This window comes from Cerasibacillus sp. JNUCC 74 (assembly GCF_053667775.1).
On sequence record NZ_CM132207.1, the window covers coordinates 2,878,963 to 2,900,379 of the forward strand.

The following is a 21,417-nucleotide window of genomic DNA, read 5'->3' on the forward strand; positions in this document are numbered from 1 at the left end:
TCCCTATTAAAGGGGCGTTCAAACCAATTTACTTGGATGAAATTGGTTATAATTATATAATGGAGAGCAACCTTACCCACTATCCATTTTTACCCCGCACATATCATATCCAAAAAAACCGAACAAATCAAGGAGGTATTCATATGAAGATTGATATTATTGGTGATATTCATGGATGTTTTGAAGAATTAGAGCAACTATTTTTCAAACTTGGCTACAAAAAGGAACAGGGTATTTTTGTTCATCCCGAACAACGAACTCCCGTCTTTGTTGGAGATATAACCGATCGGGGTCCACATTCATTAGCAGTGATTACACTTGTATTTAAAATGGTAATCACGCAGCAAAAAGCATTGTATGTTCCCGGTAATCATTGCAATAAATTATACCGTTACTTTATCGGTAATAACGTTCAAATATGGCATGGATTAGAAACAACTGTTGCTGAGTATAAAGCGTGCTCAAAAGAGGAACAAGCCCTGATCCGTGAACAATTTATGACATTATACGAACAAGCACCTCTTTATTTGCAAATTTCAGAAGTAAATGCAATTGTTGCACATGCAGGAATGAAAGAAGTGTACATAGGGAGGACCGATAAACAAGTAGAAGCTTTTGTTCTATATGGTGACATCACTGGAGAAAAAGATTCATCTGGGAGACCGATTCGCAAAGATTGGGCAGCACATTATAAAGGAGATGCTTGGATTGTTTATGGCCATACCCCTGTTTTAAAGCCACGAATCATAAACAGAACAATCAATATTGATACAGGTTGTGTGTTTGGAAATGAATTAACAGCTTTTCGTCTACCTGAGGAAAAGATTGTGGCTGTTCCATCACAACAGCCATTTCAAAGAGATAGATTTACATTTTTTGCAGCGCATTAACCATATCTTGAGGTAATTCAGCAGTAAAACGCAGTAATTCCTTTGTAATTGGATGGATGAATGAAAGTAAAGAACAATGTAATGCCTGCCGTTCAATCAAATGAGTAGAACCGCCATATAGTGTATCACCGCATAACGGATAACCAGTTCCCGAAAAGTGAACGCGAATTTGATGAGTTCTACCTGTTTCCAACTGAACAGTAATAAATGAATGCTCGGTCGTCTTTTTTTCTACCTTGTAATGAGTAATCGCATCTTTTCCATCTGAACGGATCTCTCGTTCAATGATAGATCCAGGTTTTCTACCAATTGGCATATGAATCGTACCAGATTGCTTACTAATACAACCTTCTACTATAGCCTGATATGTTCGCTGCACTGCTTTCGTTTGCTGTTGAGCAGCTAAAATTGAATGACTATAGCTGTGCTTAGCAACTAATAATAAACCAGAGGTGTCGCGATCTAATCTTGTAACAATGTGCACAGTGGCACTACATTTCTGTTTTTCATAATGTGCTAATAATCCATTTGCCAAAGTTCCATTAGGGTGACGAAACGAAGGAATCACCGGTAACCCAGATGCTTTATTAATAACTAAAATATCGTTATCTTCATAAATGATCGATAGTTCCATTGGTTCTGGTTGCATCGAATTACTTCTAGCTTCTTTGGGAAAATGAATCATTAGTTTATCTCCAGTAGATAAAGGATAACGAACGGATTGTTCTATCCCATTTACTAAAATCGCTCCACCATCAAATTTAATTGCTTTTAAAATCCTTCTGGAAAATCCCCGAACCTCACGAAGATAGTCGCGAAGCAGCATTCCTTCATGTTGTTTTTCAATAATCCATTCCATCTGTTCTATCACGTTCCTACATTAATAATTATCAGCTGCAACAAACGATTCACGTACCCGTTTCCAGAAAGGAAATTGACGAAACCTGGCAAAACGAATTCGTTCTTCAGCAACCCGACATTGTATCGATTTAACATTTGCGTAATTCGTTGTAAAGTGATCAACCGCAATTAAAAAGCTGCGATCAACGACCGGCTTTAACAAACATGTATGATGCTTTGGTAAAATTAGTGGTGAACCAATTGTTCGGAACACGCGGTTATTAATGGAAGCCATCTCGGTTAACTGAATGGCATCAAGCGATGGATGAATGATCGCTCCACCTAAAGCTTTATTATAAGCTGTACTTCCAGATGGTGTAGAAATACATAATCCATCACCACGGAATGTTTCAAAATGTTCTCCTTTAATTTCCACATCAAAAACAACAGAACCATCAGCAGTTTTTATCGTAGCTTCATTAAGTGCTAAAAATTGATCTTCAATTCCTCCCGTTTTCCCGCGGATAATCACTTCTAATAATGGATATTCCACAATCTGAAATGGCGTTTTAGCGATTTCAATAATCAACTTTTCAAGTTCATCCGGAGTCCAGTCCGCATAAAACCCTAAATGTCCCGTATGTATCCCAATAAAAGCAGTGGAATTTAAGCGGTGAATATACGTATGAAATGCTTCTAAAAATGTACCATCTCCCCCAACGGATATGACAAGCGCCGGTTCATTATCGTTATATTCTAATTTAAAATCAGTTAAATGTTGCTTAAGTGTTGCTTTAATCTGTTCAGAACGGCCGTCCCCTCTTGAAACAATGGCAAATTTCATGTCTACATCCTCCTTTAGAGCGATAGCATATATCGATTTTTCAGCTTATCATTGATTCGTTTCCTTTCGTTAGGAGGAAATCCAGCTACTTACGATGAAAAATACGTTGTGCTTCCTGAACTTCATGTTTAATTTTTGACATTTCTTCATCTAATTGAAAAGCGGCTTCTGCTGCATTTTGTAAACGTACTTTAATATTAGCTGGTATACTCCCTTTATATTTATAATTTAAAGAGTGTTCATTCGTCGCCCAGAAATTCATTGCTAGTGTACGAATCTGAATTTCTGCCAGCAATTTTTTCATCCCATCAATTGTCTCAACAGGGTACTCAATAATTAGATGATAAGAACGGTAGCCGCTCGCCTTTTTTTTCGATACATAATCCTTTTCTTCAACGATTGTTAAGTCATTTCTAGCTCGAATCATCTCAACCACAGTATAAATATCATCCACAAACTGACATACAACTCTTACCCCTGCTATATCCTGAATTTCTTTTTCAATATCTTCTAACGGTATTTTCTTACTTTCTGCTTTTTCCAAAATACTAGGTACTGGCTTCACACGACCAGTAATAAACTCAATCGGTGAATGTTTTGACTCATATTCAAATTGCTTATGAATCCCCTTTAATTTTACTTTCAACTCTTCAACAACCTGCGCATATGGCGCAAGTGTAGATTTCCAATTCACATTCAACACCACCTGATATGTTCATCTCTCGTATTAAGCCTCCCTTATTGTATCACATTATTCCAGAATATTGCTTGTTCATGAAACAAGATAAAGCGGCTTAAATAAGCATTATTTTCCATTCCTACTGATTCTCTATTTTGCCAGACTAATGTTTGTAACACCTGGTCCTAACTCACTGAAAAAACATGTCCTCCTTCGTTTTCTAAATGTTTTAAACCACTTCCTAACCCGCAATAGGTACCGCTTTCACAAATGAACGATAAAATAAATAACATGGAAGGAAAAGCCATATTTTATGCATTTTTTTGTAAACCCAGCACATTATTCTTTGCAAATTTGCGCTAGATTAGCGATAATCAATTTTAGCAAGGTTATTGTATCGGGGGAGGACAAGTATGGCTCAAGAAATAGAGATTGAATTTAAAAATTTATTAACCATTGAGGAATATAATAAACTGTTAAAACATATTCCATTTCCAACCGAAAGCCAAATACAAACTAACTACTATTTTGAAACAAAGTATCGTTCATTGCAAGAGTTAGGTTGTGCTTTAAGGATTCGTGAGAAAAACAATTTCTATCAACTAACGTTAAAGGAACCTCATGAAAAAGGTTTATTAGAAACGCATGATACTCTTTCAAAAGAGGAAGCTGACAGTTGGATTCAAGGTAAGGTCATAGAAAAGCCTGAAACTACGGCTCGTCTTAAAGAGTTAGGAATCCGTCTATCTTCTTTACGTTGTTTTGGCAGCTTAACGACCAAGCGTAAGGAATTATATAAAAACAACTTAATATTTGTTTTAGATTATAGCTTTTATAATGGAAAATCAGACTACGAGCTCGAGCTAGAGGCCGATACGAGAGAAAATGGATTCACTCAATTTCAGGAGTTGCTCCATCATTACCAAATACCTCGAAGAAAAACGCCAAATAAGGTGGAACGATTTTTTGCTAGTTTTGAGAATTAATTTCTTGTAACAATTTGTTCACACCTCTATTTTCTCTAAAATATTATCTCAACTGATCGAGTGCAATGATGAAGTAGAGGACAAATTTAATCAGATTATTTGCTCACTTGCTATTCCGTTGCTACAATATATAGAAACCGAAGCAAGGGGAATACTCATGAAGAAACAAGCAAACTCTATTTTTGAAGCGATAGGCGGAAGTATTGCTGTACAACGTCTCGTACAAACGTTTTACGCACATGTTAGCCGGCATCCTGATTTAATTCCAATATTTCCTGAAGACTTAACAGAAACGATCCATAAACAAAAGTTATTTCTTACTCAGTTTTTTGGAGGTCCTCCATTATATTCTGAAGAACGGGGACATCCAATGTTGCGAAGAAGACATTTACCTTTTGAAATAACGCCAACACGAAAAGATGCTTGGCTTGAATGTATGGCACTTGCACTAGTAGAAGCTGAAATAAACGAACCTTACCGTACGGCTATATTTGAAAAACTAACCTTAACTGCTAACCACATGATGAACACACCAGAATAGGAGAAAGGAGAATCGGTGTGAGTTGGGAACACTCTGGATTTAAATCCATTTATCAAACAAACACATCGGAAAAATATAGCTATGTTAATGTTGTTCAAAAACCCATCGAGATTTATGTTTTTGTCGATCCCTTATGTCCTGAGTGCTGGGCGCTTGAGCCCTTCTTAAAGAAACTCTCAACTGAGTATGGCAGATTTTTCACCATTCGTCCGATCATAAGTGGACATTTAAGTACACTGAATAAAGACCAATTTGATCGCCCGCTAAAAATAAAAGCTATTTGGGAAAAAACTGCAAATCGAACAGGCATGTGCTGTGACGGTGATTTATGGTTAGAAAATCCGGTGTCTTATCCATGGATTGCCTCCTTGGCTGTCAAGGCTGCAGAATTACAAGGTAAAAAGGCGGGCAAAACCTTTCTTCGTAAAATTCAAGAAAGTGCATTCCTATATAAGCAAGATATTTCTTGTGAAGAAACACTTTACGCTTGTGCAAAAGCTTCAAATTTAGATGTAGAAGAATTCTCATCCGACTTATTTTCTTCCTCTGCTAAAAAAGCCTTTCAATGTGACGTAAAACTAACGCAAGAAATGGAAGTTGATTATATTCCAACACTTGTCTTTTTTAACCAATTCACAGAAGGACAAGGTATTAAAATCTCTGGTCTTTATCCATATGATATTTATGTCCGTGTATTAAGAGAAATTTTGGAAAAACAGCCGATTCCTTCTGAGAAACCAATGCTAGAGGATTTTCTTTCTTATTATAAAACAGTCGGAACAAAGGAAATTGCTGTAGTTTACGATTGGTCTATGGCAAAAGCAGAACGAGAAATGAAAAAGCTACAATTGAAGCAAAAAGTGACGCGAATCCCAGTAAAGTATGGGGACTTCTGGAAATATGAAGATGAACAAAGGCCTTAATCAAGGCTTTTTATTTTTTGTATTAGAAAAACTTGGCTTGTCGCCAAGTCTTTATGGCAAAAGCTATCGTTTTTCTTATACGATAAAGAGAAACTTCATTCCGTGGAATGCTTTTTACACGGAATGTTAGTTGAACCAATCGGGCATTTAGGTGCCGTTTTCTCCTACTTTGACCCCTTGCACGAACTCAGGTCTTGAAGTGGGAAACTTACGGCACCTTACATGCGGGATAAAGAGAAACTTCATTCCGTGGAATGCTTTTTACACGGAATGTTAGTACCACAAGGGTATGACCTAAAGGCCCTTGAACCAATCGGGCATTTAGGTGCCGTTTTCTCTACTTTGACCCCTTGCACGAACTCAGGTCTTGAAGTGGGAAACTTACGGCACCTTACATGCGGAATAAAACCTAAAGTTTTATGCTTTCCTTTAACACAAAGAAAGAAGGATATGCGGGGCAGCGCATATCCTTCTTTTCTCTTTGTAATAACAAAGGGGGATGGGAGAAAGTTTCATGATCAAACAAAGGGGTTTTGTTTGTATCTAACTTACATTCTTAATATACCAATCATTTCACAAAGAATCAATAACCTTGTGCATGTTTTCACAAAAATGTCACGAATAAAGCGCTTTCCAATTGCATATGCTTTTATAATCATTGTAATTTTATACAGAGGTGATATCTTGAAACGTTTTATTCAGCCATTATTATTTTTACTTTTAACCGGTTTTGCTTTTGTTTTAAATATTTTAGGATTTTTACAGGTAATTCCTCTTTACATCACATTGCCTTTGTTGTTTATATCCATTTACTTAACCATTTACTCATTCACAAGCAAGCGTCTTTACCGAGGAACACGATAAAATGAACCTTCATTCAGTAGGAGTTTTCTTCCATCTCCTACTGAATGTTAGTACCACAAGGGTATGACCTAAAGGCCCTTGAACGTATCGGGCATTTAGGTGCCGTTTTCTCCCACTTAGACCTTTTGTATCAACTCAAGCTCTTGAAGTGGGAGTCTTACGGCACCTTACATGCGGGATAAATGCAACGTAGACAGGTAAGCTTAAACGTGGGCGTTGCCATACTCGTACACTTCAAACATTTAAATACTCTAACTATGTCGAACTAACTTTCAAGCAATAATTTTATCTTTTTAACATATGAAGAAATAATGGGTAACGCAAACCCATATGCATAGATAATGTCTTAGTCACACCTGTACTTAAACATTTCATTTTTATCCAACGAATATCCTTCATGCTAAAATCAAAAAAAGCAGGTTTCATGACCTGCTTTTTTTTTGGTTTATTCACTTAGCATTTTTTCCAATTGTTGCAGCTTCTCATCAAATACTTGTAAAGCATCCAATATTGGTTGTTTTGAGCTCATATCCACTCCGGCTTTTTTCAAAACTTCAATCGGATAATCACTGCTTCCTGCTTTTAGAAAATCGATATATTTTTCTACTGCACCATCTTTTTTGTCTAATATTTGTTGTGCTAATGCTGTTGCAGCAGAATAACCAGTTGCATATTGATATACGTAATAATTGTAATAAAAATGAGGTATTCTTGCCCATTCCAGACCAATTTCTTGATCGGAAACAACTTCTTCCCCATAATACTTTTTATTTAAGTCATAGTAAATTTCTGTTAGTTTTTCTGCTGTTAAAGCTTCTCCTTGCTGTTGCTTTAAGTGAATTGTATGCTCAAATTCAGCGAACATCGTTTGACGGAAGACAGTACCTCTAAACCCTTCTAAAAAGTGATTAAGTAGGTATAGTCTTTGTTTTTCATCCTCTAGGTTATTTAATAAATAATCATTTAGCAGTGCTTCATTACAGGTGGAAGCTACCTCTGCTACAAAAATTGAATAATTTCCGTAACGGAACGGTTGATTCTTTCTTGTATAGTAGCTATGAACAGAATGTCCAAGCTCATGTGCTAATGTAAACGTATCATTAACATTATTTTGCCAATTTAACAAAATATAAGGGTTTGTACCATATGAGCCTGAAGAATAAGCTCCACTTCGTTTCCCTTTATTTTCCTCAACATCAATCCAACGACCTTCATATGCTTTTTTAATAACACTTAAATAGTCATTACCTAATGGAGCAAGTCCCTTTAGTACATAGTCTTGAGCTTTATCATACGTGATTTTCATATCGACATCTTGGACTAAAGGTGTGTATAAGTCATACATATGCAATTCTTTTAACCCAAGTAACTTCTTACGAAGTTTAATATAACGATGCAGTAGTGGCAACTTTTCATTCACAGCTTTTACCAAATGGTCATAAACTTCTTCCGGAATATTATTATTATCTAATGCTGCTTGTCTTGCGGAATCATAATTTCTTATTTTAGCAAAAAAATTATCTTTTTTAATATTTCCGCTTAGTGTAGAAGCAAAGGTATGTTGAAATTTGCCGTATGTTTCATACACCGCTTTAAAAGCTGCTTGACGTACAGAACGATCCTTTGATTCCATAAAACGGATATACCGGCCGTGAGTGACCTCCACTTCTTCACCATTCTCATCTTTAATTGTTGGAAAAGTAAGATCTGCATTATTAAGCATGCTAAATGTTTGCGCTGTGGCCCCCATTGGTTCTGAGGCTTCCGCAAGTATAGCTTCTTCACGCTCACTTAAAATATGCGAGCGTTGCCTTGTAATCTCATCTAATGTTTTTTGATAACCTTGCAAACCTTGTTCTTCTTTTATAAAGCTATTTAGCTTAGCTTCATCTATGGATAAAATTTCAGGAACAATAAAACTCATCTTACTTGAGGCAACGGTAAGAATACTTTCAGCTTGAGCATTTAGCCGTTGATAAAATGAATTAGTCGTATCTTGGTCATAGCGCATATGCGCGTATGTAAAGAGCTTTCCCAATCGTTCTGACAGATGATCTTGGAGCTGTAACACTTCATAAAGATTTTCAGCACTTTCACCTAATTTACCCTGGTATTGCTCGATTTTCGGGATTTCCTCTTGTAACTTAGCCATTTCCTGTTCCCATGCCTCATCCGTTTCAAAAATATCTTCCAACTTCCATGTTAATTCAACTGGGATTTCTTCACGTTTTGGCAAAGCTTTTTTATTTGTTGACAAAGTAAAATCCTCCTTTTTCTTTAAAACGAATAAAACTATGATGTTCTCTCTAAACGTATGGGTTCAAAAAGGACCGAAAAGTTTAACATGCTTAGCTTCAACAAGCGAATTCAAGGCTATTACAGAAACATGCAGTCCAAGGCGAGTAGTCAATCAAAAAAACTTGGCTAGCGACAAGCATAGCACAAATGATCAGCTAATTACACTTGGTACACCTTTACGATTCAAATATCCACTTACGTCTTGCTTTAGCGAAAGTGTCTTTTTGATGTATAAAGAAATTCGCTTTATCGTTTGTAACGAACCTTTGAACCAATCTAAAAAGAACTTTTGCTATTTAGTATATCGTATTGTTAAGGAAACATGCTTTTATTTTGCTTTTGTAATTGTCGAAGTACCTCTTTATCTGCAGCAATTGCTTCCTCGATAGTTGTTGGAAAGTCAATATCGCTTAGTTTAATGAATGTCATAGCAGATATTTTTTTTACTATTTTAAGCTGGCTGAGAATTCGTAAATATTGATAAAGCGGATCACTTAATTCAGAAACTTGATAGATTAATGAGAAATCCTTTTGTTGATACATTTCATTTCGCAATGAACGATGGTGAAGTTGAATGATTTCTCCATTTTGTCTTGGGATAAATCTTTCTATCACCCATTTGCTTTGCCAATTCCAAAGTGGAACTCGCATCATATATTGCGAGCTAATTGGTAAATGAATGATCGACGGAAGTGAGTGAAGATGCAATCGTTTTTCATATAGCCATCGATGCCAGTTTAATTCTCGCCTGGATAATCGTCCTCTTTGTTTTGTTCGAAAAGAGTGTTTTTCTTTATGCCATATGGAATATAACTCCTTACTACTAAACGTTTTTTCATGAAATAACTGAATAAGCGACACTTGGCTGAGTTTATAGTCAGTTATTTTTCCCAATATCATACGATTTGTTACCATATATAAATCCTGAACTGTAATTACTCTGCAGGTGTATGGGCAGAAAAAGAAAATCAGAGGAGATGATGTTGGAGAAAATTGATGAATTAAAGATTGAATAAATGAAGAAATATGCAGTTTATATCGGCTTTTTCTTTGAAAATGCTTCGCACCAATAATCCAAATGGGAAAAATACTTAGCGAACGATACCCATCATTTCTTGCTTTTATAACAGCTGGTGAAATGGGGCTACATTGATACTCAATAGCTATTCTTTTTCTTCCGATTGTAAGCAATATATCAGGCCGTTGACGAATCGTTTGTATATATGGCTCTAACTTAACGGACAATTGCTGATGTAGTAACCATCTGTATAACATCATCTTTCCTTGATCATGATATACGCTTTCACCTCTGCTTATAGAGTCACATGTTTTTATAGAATAATGAACAAAGTGAGGTATAACTCTTTTCCCTGAACGAAGGTACACTTTCCCCTTGCAAACTGGACAAATGAAGCCATGTTTATTGGTTTTCAATTTCTCTATTTCTTGAACAGATTTATTAAACAATATGACCTTCTGCCCATTTTGGTTTATGGCTTGTAACACAACTAACACCTCCGCTAAAATTTTACTGTGAAAAAAATAACATTTCTTTTACTCCTTGTCCTATCTTTATTAGAAAGACTTGGCTTGTCGCCAAGTCTTTAGCGAAAGCTATCGTTTTTCTTATACGATAAAGCCTAAAGTATTATACTTTCCTATAGTTCTAAAAAGAACATTTTTGAACAAGGAAAGTCAGCCTTTGACTTTTTATCTAATCCTCTAATAGTAATATTGTGATATTTAAATGTATTGGATTTTAAAAGTGTTTTTGGAGTATTCTTTACTAAAAGGAGATGAAAAAGTGATGATTTTACCATCTGAAGCAAACATAGGAAAGTAAAATAAATATTGTGAATTGTAGATAAACCAACGTTAATTGAGATTTAAAATACTTACAACACTCATTAATCTAACTTATAACTGTTTCCACTTTTATCCATGTGGAGCCCATTTGAGCTGGTTACTCGTCAAGGATAATTAATAAATATGACGAGGTAAATAAACAGCTTATCTATTAGTATTCGACGAGAAATCGTGGTATCCCTTCTTTTCTAGCATTTTTTTGCAGAAATTAAAATAACAATATGTAGGAGATTTCATTGTAGGCTAGCTATCGATCCAACATTATGAGTTGTACTGGGGACTTAATGATTTTAAAATTTCAACATACGGCACCTTATATGCGGGATAAAGAAAACATGCCTCTAACAGGGGGGATATGCCGATGTTGGGCCGTAAGCCCGCTTATAGTCGATATTCCTTTAGATTCGAGCCGATGTTGACTTATCGTAGGAAGAAGGTGAAATTTGCTAGCAGCTCGAGCACTTAAGCTAGACAAAACGACGATGCTATTTTCAAAAAAGATATCCGCCATGGAGAAACAAATGTCTTTTCCTAAATAATAAAAAAGACACTCTTTTAGAGTGCCTATACATGGACAGGGAAGTATTTTCTAACCTGGGCAAACGTATCATTCTTAAAAATTTTCTTTCCGTATTCCTCAAGTACATGAATTGTAATATCCGAATCATTTCCAAATTCGAATACTTTACTTATGATGTTTTCTTGTTCTTCTTCTTCTAGTTCCTCTTCAGAAAACTCAATATATAAATAGTAGGTATCGTCAAAATGATAGAGCGTTTCTCTTATACCTATATGATAGTCTGTAAAATAATGACTTAATTGGATAACATCTTCAAAATCGTTGAAATCTGCAATAATCCATAGTTTGTCGTCATCATCCTGCATTTCTTCTTCATGCTTATCAAATTTGTCTTCTAACATATTTTCTATTTTCTTGTCCATCGGAAAATCAACTGTATTTCCATCCTCCGTTTGTAACTCTAAATTATCTCCATTTTTAGAAATCTGAGCTTTGGTCACAATAATTTCAAGTCCTTTTTCCAAGGCTTGTACTTGAATCCATAATGGGCCATCGACATTAAAATCTTCCTTATAATTCACTTCATCCATCATTTGCCAAAATAATTGTTCACTGCGTTCCCGATTATACCAGATTTCTTCCCGTTCAAAACCACGATCTTCAATATCCATATATGAGATATAAAATTTTACTGTATTTTCGTTTATTCTCTCGATTTCCATGTTTTTTCTCCCCCTTCTTATATAGGTAGGTGGAAGATACAGCTTCACCACATATATAACTTATAATATAGATACCCTGTTTTTTTTTAACTAATCTCGATAATGTTACATGATCGGATTAAGCTAAACTCCCATTTAAAACCTCATTATCTATAAACTGATTACTATCCATATTGTATGATAGTAACCATGAATTTGGAAATATATATGCCTATTTAATTAGTAACATATTTTAACCTATATTTAAAGTTTTGTCACGCACCTTTTGTGACGATTTTTTTAAAATAATATGATATGTATTAATACTGCCTTTCAAAGCTGAAAATCGTTTATTAGAAAGACTTGCCTTGTCGCCAAGTCTTTATGGCGAAAGCTATCGTTTTTCTTATTATAAAACCTAAAGTTTTATACCTTCCTATAGTACAAAAATTACAAATTTTTCATTTAAAAAACACAGATCAAATATACGATCTGTGTTTTTTATAATTGTTATTCTTTATAAAGCTGGATAGATTAAAATATGTCAACACCAAAACTTTTTGGAGGTTTATATTAATTAACCATTCGCTGTGCTTCTCGTAACTGAAATGTACGTACCGTTCGTGGAAGGAAACGTCGAATTTCGTCCTCATTATAGCCAACTTGCAGGCGTTTTTCATCTAAAATTATTGGTCTTCTTAACAATCCTGGATTTTGTTGGATTAACTTAAAAAGATCCTTCATCGGCAATTGATCAATATTAACATCCAATTTTTGAAAAACTTTTGATCGGGTTGAAATAATCTCATCCGTACCATCTTCAGTCATACGTAAAATTTCCTTTATCTCATCCAACGTTAACGGTTCAGAAAATATATTACGTTCCTTAAACGGTATATCATGTTCTTCCAACCATGCTTTTGCTTTTCTACACGATGTACAACTTGGTGAGGTATAAAGTGTAACCATTAAAACTTCACTCCTCAATCTAATGTATATTTAGTTTATTTCATAAACTTTGAATGACTTATTAAATTAAAATAAGTTTAATTTACCCTATATGTAATTATACTACAATTGTCAAGTGAAAGGTAGAGGATATTTGAGAAAAGTTGCGATTTTTATGCTTGTTCAAGAAATAATTTTTTACGCTTATAAGTAAATTACCCATATTAATTTTTATTTAAACATGTTATTTGAAAAAATAAATGAATTACTTTTTTATTTGCAATTCTTTTATCAAAAGATTTATTGATAACGATAGTCAATTTCCTGTGAAATATGGTGGATTAACCATCACCGAAGCAGCGGGAACTGGAAAACAAAAAGGCAAAGAAGGTCTGTTTCGCGATACAGCATTTCAAGTTCAATTACTCCCTAAAATAAAAATTGAAATAGTTGTTGAAGAACAAAAGGTAGAAGAGATTATTAAATTAATCAATACACATTGTAATACAGGAAATATTGGCGATAGAAAAATTTTTGTATCCCCCATCGAACAAACAATTAGAATCAGAACTGGCGAAAAAGGGAAAAAATCTGTTTTATAAATAAGGAGGATGATCATGTTAAGGATTAGGCTGGTTCGGTTTTAATGGGGGCAGTTCAATGGCGGCAGACCCAGCTATTGTTCCTTTAGTTATTGGAACAACTTTATTATCTACCTCAGCTTCACTCGTCACCTCCTTATTTTATTCCAAGCTGCGATTTAAACGAGTCGACGCTTCTTTGTCATTGAACGGCGTACTTGGCGGCTTAGTCGGAATTACTGCTGGATGTGCAGAAATATCACTTACTGGCTCTATTATTGTTGGTGTCATATCGGGAATTATTCTAATCGAAGGCATTCATTTTTTAGATACAAAATTACAAGTAGATGATCCAGTTGGAGCAATTACTGTTCATGGAATATGCGGTATTTGGGGAACGCTGGCTGTTGGCTTATTTTCTACATCAACTGGTTTGTTTTATGGTCATGATATAGCGCAGTTAGGAGTTCAGGCTATTGGGGTAATTGCTGTAATTATATGGCAATGACAGTTATGGGAGTTCTCTTATCTATCGTAAGCAGAATTACTTCCTTACGTGTATCCAAAGAAGAAGAAATTGCCGGCCTTGATTTTACAGAACATGGATCAAATGCCTACGAATTTAAAGAAGCATTTTTTTCTACTGATGAAGAACCTTTTAGTCATGGCTTACGTTTAGCTGAACGGTTGAACAATCTCCCCAAATGAGAAGAAGCTAGTTAGTTAATTGGAATATTACTACTTTGAAAAACAGCAAAGTCCTTATATGAAGGGGCTTTGCTGTTAACGGTTATCATTACGATCTTAAATCATCTAATATATGAACATCTCTATTTTCATCATACGTTAGCACGTCATCTACATGCTGATAGGGATTGACCCATATACTTCTTTATCTTTATACGTATGAATATCCTTATACATTTGTTTCATTTGTTCATACATAAAATCCTCTGGTTCATCGTTCTGTGACCAGTATAAAATTTCCATTTGTGTATGTTTATTTGTGACTAAAGATCTTCTGCGGTAGCCAATCGACTGATCATGTGTAAAATCTTCCCGTTGTAGAAATGAAGACGCTTTTTGGTATCGGTATCTTCATAATCTACAGGTTCTACTTCCAAGATAATTGGCTTGTTTTTCTTCTTTAATTTCTTAATTAGCAAATGTCCAAATTCTTGTCCTCTTGCTTTTGCTAACACCCATAAATAATCGATAAAGATAAAAGAATCAAACTCTGCAAACATTACAACATGTAAGTCACTTTCATCTTTATTGTAACATCACTTTTTCATCTAAAAGCATTTTCATATGCTCCCTTATTTCATTTCTTCAATGGGAAAATATTACTTTAACTTCTCATACCAATTCATAGATCTACTCCTTATTCTTCAGGAAGGAGAGCGAAGTTTTCTACAGCTTGAGCGTCTAAGCTAGACATGCTACTTTTCAAAAAAGCTATCCACCTTGTAGAAGCAGATATAATTTCCCCAAAAACAAAAAGAAGCCTGTCACCACTATATGACAAACTTCCTTCCTTTTAGATTTATGTTATTCACTAAGCCCCACTTTATAATCTACGTTTTCCGTATAAACATTTGCCGCATTCCAAAGCAGGAACTCATGAATATCGTTTTCATACAATGCTTTAATTTGCGCTTCTACTTCTGCCTTACCATATTGCTTTGGTGCACCTGAATATAACCAAGGAGCTTCAAAGTCCTGAATCCATGGTCTAGAAACTGGAGAATCCTCTAATTTACCTAATACTTCATTTTCTACTTTTGCATATTCGCTAACTAACTTATACGGCTCCGTATCAGGATTTTCAATGCCAAAGTAAGAAGTCCAATGACTTGGATATATCATCGAAGAAATAATGTCAACATTACTTGCAATTTTTGAGAAGTTCTGCCCTATGCCAGGCGTTTCTTCTATAGTTGCTGCGTAGCCAAATATGTCTACCGAAACATCGACATCGTAGTTAGACAATTCTTCACGAGCATACTTTACAAAGTCTGTTACTGCTTGTACTCGCTTCTTGACATCATCCATTTCTATATCTTTATAGTCGCCTAAACCATAGTCCAATTCTTTATCCCTTGTTTCAAAGCCTTCCGGAAATCGAACATAATCAAATTGAATTTCCTGAAAGCCCATTTCTGCTGCCTTTTTCCCGATCTGCACATTATATTCCCATACTTCTTTTTCAAATGGATTAACGAATGCCTCCCCTTTTCCATTCACCCAAACTTGCCCGTTTTTGGTAAAAGAGAGATCTGGGCGTTTTTTAGCTAAAACAGAATCTTTAAATACTACGACTCTAGCAATCGGATAAATTCCTTTTTCTTCAAGCTCCTGCATCATTTTCTTTGGATTTTTTATGTATTTTTTTGCCATATCCTCATATGGCGACCCCTTTTCCGGAGTAAATGTTAAATACCCATTATCCTCTTTAATATCAATTACCATTGTATTTAAGTCAGTATTCTCTATTAACTTAACAAGCGATTTAAATTTGCTTCCCCCAGCAGAGTGCCCAGTTACATAAATTCCACGCACAGCGTCTGGATATTCAAAGTTATAATCGGATGTATAAACAAAACGCTTTAGTTTATCATCCAGTGATTTTAAACTAAGTTGACGTTCCTGATGCAAACCTGCCGTCACTGTTTTATCATTTGCACTTACAATAACTGGAACATTTAACAAAACAATGCTTAGTATTGCTAATAACAGAATTCGCTTTCTCATCATAACCTATCAATCCCCATTTTTTAATTATGAATCTAGTATAAAGGATAATTTGTCATTATGAAATGGATTTTATCGTTTTTTGCCGAAAAATAGATACGATTTCCTAGATTATGTGCAGAATGAATGATTACTCTACTAGTAGCCACAATGTATTCATTTTTGTTGTTTTTAAACAGCCCCTATTATGCAAAGAGAAAAAGTTTGGTCTATAATATATGTAGATTCATAAGAAAGGAAGTTTTCTTTATGACAAACAACAAAATTAAACTCACCTCTCTCACTTCAAAAGGAGGATGCGGTTGTAAAATTGGTCCTGCAGATCTAGCAGAAATTATGAGAGAGTTACCACCAGCAACTCCCAATCCAAATTTACTTGTTGGTTTAAATACTAGTGATGACGCTGGTGTCTATCGAATTAATGATGATACAGCTTTAGTTCAAACCGTTGATTTTTTTACCCCAATTGTAGATGATCCATATTCATTTGGACAAATTGCTGCCGCTAATGCAATTAGTGATATTTACGCAATGGGCGGAACACCAATTACCGCACTAAATATTGTTGCCTTTCCAGTCTCTACCTTGAATAAACAAATCTTAACAGATATATTGCGTGGGGCCGGAGATAAATTGAAAGAAGCTGATGTCACGTTAGTTGGCGGTCATTCCATTGATGATAAAGAGCCAAAGTTTGGTCTCGCTGTAACCGGAATTGTACATCCTAATAAAGTAAGAACAAACGGTGGAGCTCGTGTTGGGGATAAGTTAATTCTGACAAAACCAATCGGTGTAGGTATCTTGACAACCTCTATCAAACGAAATTTACTAACAAAAGAAGAAATTGATCAAGTCACGAATGTAATGGCTACATTAAATAGAACGGCAGCTGAAGTAATGCAAAATTATCAAGTGCATGCATGTACGGATGTTACCGGTTTTGGCTTATTAGGACATGCCTCTGAAATGGCAAAAGCAAGTAATGTTAGTCTGCATATTTATCATAAACAAGTTCCTAAACTACCGAGAGTAAGATCATTAGCGGAATCAGGAGCTATACCGGGTGGAACGAAAAATAACTTTTCCCATGTGTTCTCCGATGTTACTTTCCCTGATACATTGGATAAAATCGATCAATTAATCTTGTGTGATGCCGTTACATCCGGGGGATTGCTTATGGCTGTAGCGAATGAAGAAACCGATGATCTGCTTGCAGAACTAAAAAAATCGGGAGTACATGCTTCTGTTATTGGAGAGACAACTGATGCGGCAGTCGGACATATTTACGTGCATGAATGACTTAATAGTTATTAAAATTACTTTCTTTGCTCATACTAATTACCAGTATAGATAGTGTCTAAAGCCTAAGAGCGAAATAGCCTCCTATTACAAAAACATTCCTGAAGTATTAGGTTTGTTTTAAATAAATCCATCTTTGTGAAAAGATTTCATTCCGTATGAGGGCTATTCATTTCCATGGATGGTAATTGAACGAAGTATGAAAATGTGTCCCCTTCAACTTAAATTTCTTGGTGTACTTAACGAATTAACGGGAATTCATGTTGGCTTTACTACAAATTAATATTCAGAAAGGTGGCAGGACATTGATTCAAGATATTTCTATCGAAGAATTACGGTCGGTAAAACAAACAGAAAAATGGAACCTTATTGATGTACGATCACCATCAGAGTATCAGAATGCCACCATCCCTGGCAGTATTAATATTCCTTTTTTTAATGATACAGAGAGAAGAGAAGTGGGAACTTTATATAAACAGGTTAGCCCACAGGCAGCAAAAGAAAAGGGATTAGAACTTATTTCTAAAAAACTCCCCGATTTTGTAAAAGAGTTTGCCAAGATAGATGGCGAGAAAGTCATATTCTGTTGGCGTGGTGGCATGCGTAGTAAAACGTCTGCCACCGTTCTTGACTTAATGGGGATAAAAGTTTATCGCTTAAATGGAGGTTACCGTAGTTATCGGAATTGGGTCGTAAAAACAATACAGACATTAAATTGGGAATCAGAAGCTTGTGTATTAAACGGACATACCGGATCAGGAAAAACTACCATACTAAAGAAGCTAGCTAGTTTTCATTATCCAGTCATCGATCTCGAAGCAATGGCAAACCACCGAGGTTCTATATTTGGTCAAATTGGTTTAAAACCCCATAATCAAAAAACATTTGATGCATTATTAATCGAACAAATTGACAAATTAAAGCATACCCCATTTGTACTAATTGAAGGCGAAAGCAAACGAATTGGCCGAATCCTTTTACCGGATTTTCTGTTAGACAAAAAGGAAAGAGGAACACAATTTATTATCGATGTACCAATTGAAGAACGAACAAAACAAATCATCAAAGATTATCAGCCATGGAAACATGAAGCAGCCTGCTTGGAAGCATTTAAACGGATTAAGAAACGAATTCATACGCCTATTACAAATCAGATTGAGACGGACTTGCAATTAGGAAGATATGATTCCGCTGTCCGGCTGTTACTCGAATACTATTACGACCCGCTTTATGATTATACAACGGAACAAATACCAGAAGATAGAAAGATAACGATTAAAGCTAATAATATAGAAGAGGCTTATCACTTATTGAAAACGCAGATTGACAGTAAATGGAGTATAATAGAAAGTAAATAAGCCATCATATGGACTTTAATTTATTTTTAAGTGAAGAAAAACTGGATTCCGCATTATTGCTGTCGAATGAGACAGAATATCTAAATAAAGGCATCATTGCTTCTTGATGCTTGCAATTTACAGTTAAGATTTATATAATAAAACAAAATTAATATGTTTGGCGATGACAAAGATATAGTACAATTGCCCGCTGGTTTATAGAGAGCTTGTGGCTGGTGAAAACAAGTACCAAGGTTAATTGGAAGTGGACTTTCGAGCTAATTTTATATTTGAAAGTGACCTTACTGGCTGTTTGTAAGGTAATCAGGGTGGCACCGCGGTTCAATCGTCCCTATTTATTGGATGGTTGGGCCTTTTTGTATGAAATAATAAATTTGGAGTGAGTAAGATGAAAACAATTTTTTCAGGAATTCAACCTAGTGGTACATTAACGCTTGGAAATTATCTAGGTGCACTAAAGCACTTTACGGAACTTCAGGATGATCATAACTGTTTTTTTTGCATTGTAGATGAGCATGCAATCACTGTTCCACAGGATCGGTTAAAGCTTAGAAACAATATTCGCTCATTAGCAGCACTTTACTTGGCATCGGGGATCGATCCGGAAAAATCAACTTTATTTATCCAATCCGAAGTCCCGGCTCATACCCAATTGGGCTGGATGTTACAATCCATTAGCTATATGGGTGAGCTAGAAAGAATGACACAGTTTAAAGATAAATCAGCTGAAAAAGAAACAGCCATCTCCTCAAGCTTGTTAACGTACCCAGTTTTAATGGCTGCAGATATCTTATTATATCAAGCCGATATTGTACCTGTTGGAGAAGATCAAAAACAGCATTTAGAATTAACAAGGAATTTAGCTGAACGCTTTAATAACAAATATAATGACATCTTTACAATTCCAGAAGCTAGCATTCCAAAAGTAGGCGCTCGAATCATGTCCTTACAGAATCCATTGAAAAAAATGAGTAAGTCAGACGAAAATGAAAAAGCCTTTATTTCCATGCTAGATGATCCGAAGAAAATTGAAAAGAAAATCAAAAGTGCTGTCACCGACTCAGACGGTGTTGTAAAATATGATAAAGAGAATAAACTAGGAGTATCAAACCTGCTTGTAATTCATTCCATTTGCTCTGGGGAATCCATCGAAGAACTGGAAGCTAGATATGCAGGTAAAGGCTACGGAGAATTTAAACAAGGAGTAGCAGAAGCAGTTATTGATATTTTAAAACCTATTCAAGATAAATACAATGCATTAATTCATTCAGATGAGCTTGATGATATTTTAGACAGAGGGGCGGAAAAAGCTGCTCCCATTGCCAATCGCACATTAGTCAAAGCTAAAAAAGCAATGGGTCTAGGACGAGTTAAAAAGAAAAAATGACAAGAATAAAAGCGATAGCGCTCCGTTACCGACACAGAAACGGCAGAGCTTTTGACGAGATAAAAAGAAACTTCATTCAAGGGTTACTTAAGTTAAACAATCATACTTCAAAAATAAATGGATTTTTTTCAGAAAAAGGCGGATGGGACACCAAAGCATGCCCCATCCGCTACTGCTTTTTCACTTATTTTGATGCATTTTGCTCCTGACCATTTTCTACTTCCCACATTTTTTCTAAAAAAGGTTGCCCTTTAATTAATTTACGGCACAAATCTTCATGTCTTGGACTCCAGCCTTGTTTCACACCCTCATACAAAGCTTCCCAAACCTGCTCTTCCTCCATAAATCGGATATAAGGGTAGCGCTTAGGGTCCCATTCTGTTAACCAATATCGCAGTTCTTCCAAGTTATTAGTAGTTTTCAGTTGATCTAATGCCATCATCAGTAATTGTTTTAATTGTCTTTCTCTTCTTGTCAGACCAAAAATTAACTCAGGTGGCATCGAAAGCATATGATATTCCTTTTTATAATGCTTAGCATCATATTTAAACGATTGTACCTTGGCATTTTTGATCATATCATAAACGAGCTGTTCCTGCCTTGGTATTAAGCGACTTTTACGAACAGGAATCTTATAACCAATAGTATCGAATGCCAATATGTCATTTCCGTCTGTAACTATACTAGCAAAATCCAATACGGTTCTTTCCTGACCTTTTCGCATATACGCCCGTTTATAAATTGTATCAAGTAGGGGCTTTGGTAATTCTTGCATATCATTTTCAATGTAGAAAAACAATTCCTTTGTTATGTATAGCAATGGCACTTGGTCGAGTAATTCAATACCGTCTTCTTTACGCCATTCTTGAAAATAACAAACATTATAACCATTTTCTTCACCTTCAAACCAATTCACCCAAACATCATGCATATACAACATAAAACAACCCTCACTTTTCAAACTGAACTTAACATACATTATGACCATCCTTTAAAAAAATATTCTATGTATCCTTAGATAATTTACCAATTTGTTGTAAAGAATTAACTCCTCTTAGCAATTATTTAATACGAATGGTCACATGTTCTATAGTCGAAATAAAGTTGTTTTTAACATGATTTAGTAAATTCAAGAGGT

At 35.3% G+C, this 21,417-nt stretch carries 17 protein-coding genes, 2 pseudogenes and 1 other annotated feature; of the genes and pseudogenes, 9 read left to right on the forward strand and 10 right to left on the reverse strand.

All coding sequences use genetic code 11. From position 1 onward, the window contains the following. Positions 1-143: 143 nt before the first annotated feature. Positions 144-890 carry a bis(5'-nucleosyl)-tetraphosphatase PrpE gene (gene prpE / locus JNUCC74_RS12880; RefSeq protein ID WP_454065664.1) on the forward strand — a complete coding sequence of 249 codons (747 nt, stop codon included), beginning with the start codon at positions 144-146 and terminating at the stop codon, positions 888-890. Here prpE and JNUCC74_RS12885 read toward each other — a convergent pair. The 3 genes from JNUCC74_RS12885 to JNUCC74_RS12895 all read right to left on the reverse strand — a co-directional run bounded on the left by JNUCC74_RS12885 (position 868) and on the right by JNUCC74_RS12895 (position 3,268). After that, on the reverse strand, positions 868-1,749 hold the full coding sequence (locus JNUCC74_RS12885) for an RluA family pseudouridine synthase (protein WP_454065665.1): 882 nt from the start codon (positions 1,747-1,749) through the stop codon (positions 868-870). The genes prpE and JNUCC74_RS12885 overlap by 23 nt on opposite strands. A 21-nt stretch (positions 1,750-1,770) precedes the next feature. Beyond that, complete coding sequence (locus JNUCC74_RS12890; RefSeq protein WP_077317784.1) at positions 1,771-2,574, reverse strand: NAD kinase; 804 nt, start codon at positions 2,572-2,574, stop codon at positions 1,771-1,773. A gap of 85 nt (positions 2,575-2,659) precedes the next feature. Then, entirely contained in the window at positions 2,660-3,268 is a 609-nt protein-coding gene (locus JNUCC74_RS12895) for a GTP pyrophosphokinase (RefSeq protein ID WP_077317785.1), read from the reverse strand. Positions 3,269-3,666: 398 nt separating this feature from the next. Here JNUCC74_RS12895 and JNUCC74_RS12900 point away from each other — a divergent pair, with 398 nt between their 5' ends. The 3 genes from JNUCC74_RS12900 (at position 3,667) to JNUCC74_RS12910 (ending at position 5,703) form a co-directional block, all read left to right on the forward strand. After that, entirely contained in the window at positions 3,667-4,239 is a 573-nt protein-coding gene (locus tag JNUCC74_RS12900) for a CYTH domain-containing protein (RefSeq protein WP_454065666.1), read from the forward strand. A 157-nt stretch (positions 4,240-4,396) separates the two neighbouring features. After that, entirely contained in the window at positions 4,397-4,780 is a 384-nt protein-coding gene (locus JNUCC74_RS12905; protein ID WP_454065667.1) for a globin domain-containing protein, read from the forward strand. Between the two features lie 17 nt (positions 4,781-4,797). Then, positions 4,798-5,703 carry a ClpXP adapter SpxH family protein gene (locus JNUCC74_RS12910; protein WP_454065668.1) on the forward strand — a complete coding sequence of 302 codons (906 nt, stop codon included), beginning with the start codon at positions 4,798-4,800 and terminating at the stop codon, positions 5,701-5,703. 1,309 nt (positions 5,704-7,012) lie between these two features. Here the strand turns inward: JNUCC74_RS12910 and pepF are convergent. The 4 genes from pepF to spxA all read right to left on the reverse strand — a co-directional run bounded on the left by pepF (position 7,013) and on the right by spxA (position 12,921). Beyond that, a complete protein-coding gene (gene pepF / locus JNUCC74_RS12915) occupies positions 7,013-8,824 on the reverse strand; it encodes an oligoendopeptidase F (protein WP_454065669.1) in 1,812 nt (603 codons plus the stop codon). 353 nt (positions 8,825-9,177) lie between these two features. Next, positions 9,178-10,371, reverse strand: a complete 1,194-nt coding sequence (locus JNUCC74_RS12920; RefSeq protein ID WP_454065670.1) for a competence protein CoiA — start codon at positions 10,369-10,371, stop codon at positions 9,178-9,180. A 924-nt stretch (positions 10,372-11,295) separates the two neighbouring features. Next, positions 11,296-11,973, reverse strand: a complete 678-nt coding sequence (mecA, locus tag JNUCC74_RS12925; protein ID WP_077317793.1) for an adaptor protein MecA — start codon at positions 11,971-11,973, stop codon at positions 11,296-11,298. A gap of 552 nt (positions 11,974-12,525) precedes the next feature. Continuing rightward, positions 12,526-12,921 carry a transcriptional regulator SpxA gene (spxA, locus tag JNUCC74_RS12930; RefSeq protein WP_077317794.1) on the reverse strand — a complete coding sequence of 132 codons (396 nt, stop codon included), beginning with the start codon at positions 12,919-12,921 and terminating at the stop codon, positions 12,526-12,528. Positions 12,922-13,160: 239 nt separating this feature from the next. On the opposite strand from spxA, the gene JNUCC74_RS12935 reads away from it, so the two are divergent. Then, complete coding sequence (locus tag JNUCC74_RS12935) at positions 13,161-13,502, forward strand: P-II family nitrogen regulator (RefSeq protein WP_454065671.1); 342 nt, start codon at positions 13,161-13,163, stop codon at positions 13,500-13,502. Positions 13,503-13,560: 58 nt separating this feature from the next. Further along, positions 13,561-14,189, forward strand: a pseudogene (locus JNUCC74_RS12940) (ammonium transporter). Positions 14,190-14,277: 88 nt separating this feature from the next. Here the strand turns inward: JNUCC74_RS12940 and JNUCC74_RS12945 are convergent. Further along, positions 14,278-14,809: pseudogene (locus tag JNUCC74_RS12945) on the reverse strand (GNAT family N-acetyltransferase). 223 nt (positions 14,810-15,032) lie between these two features. After that, complete coding sequence (locus JNUCC74_RS12950) at positions 15,033-16,235, reverse strand: putative glycoside hydrolase (protein WP_077317969.1); 1,203 nt, start codon at positions 16,233-16,235, stop codon at positions 15,033-15,035. A 249-nt stretch (positions 16,236-16,484) separates the two neighbouring features. Here JNUCC74_RS12950 and selD point away from each other — a divergent pair, with 249 nt between their 5' ends. From selD to trpS, 3 genes are all read left to right on the forward strand, one after another. Further along, positions 16,485-17,534: a selenide, water dikinase SelD gene (selD, locus tag JNUCC74_RS12955; RefSeq protein ID WP_454065672.1), complete on the forward strand. Its 1,050-nt coding sequence runs from the start codon at positions 16,485-16,487 to the stop codon at positions 17,532-17,534. A gap of 305 nt (positions 17,535-17,839) precedes the next feature. Continuing rightward, positions 17,840-18,892 (forward strand): tRNA 2-selenouridine(34) synthase MnmH, encoded by a 1,053-nt coding sequence (gene mnmH, locus JNUCC74_RS12960; protein WP_454065673.1) that lies wholly within the window; start codon positions 17,840-17,842, stop codon positions 18,890-18,892. Between the two features lie 154 nt (positions 18,893-19,046). Next, positions 19,047-19,228 (forward strand) — a binding site (T-box leader). Between the two features lie 52 nt (positions 19,229-19,280). Continuing rightward, positions 19,281-20,279: a tryptophan--tRNA ligase gene (trpS, locus tag JNUCC74_RS12965; protein WP_454065674.1), complete on the forward strand. Its 999-nt coding sequence runs from the start codon at positions 19,281-19,283 to the stop codon at positions 20,277-20,279. A 184-nt stretch (positions 20,280-20,463) separates the two neighbouring features. On the opposite strand, the gene JNUCC74_RS12970 is transcribed toward trpS, so the two are convergent. Further along, positions 20,464-21,219 (reverse strand): DUF3603 family protein, encoded by a 756-nt coding sequence (locus tag JNUCC74_RS12970; RefSeq protein WP_454065675.1) that lies wholly within the window; start codon positions 21,217-21,219, stop codon positions 20,464-20,466. Between the last annotated feature and the right edge of the window lie 198 nt (positions 21,220-21,417).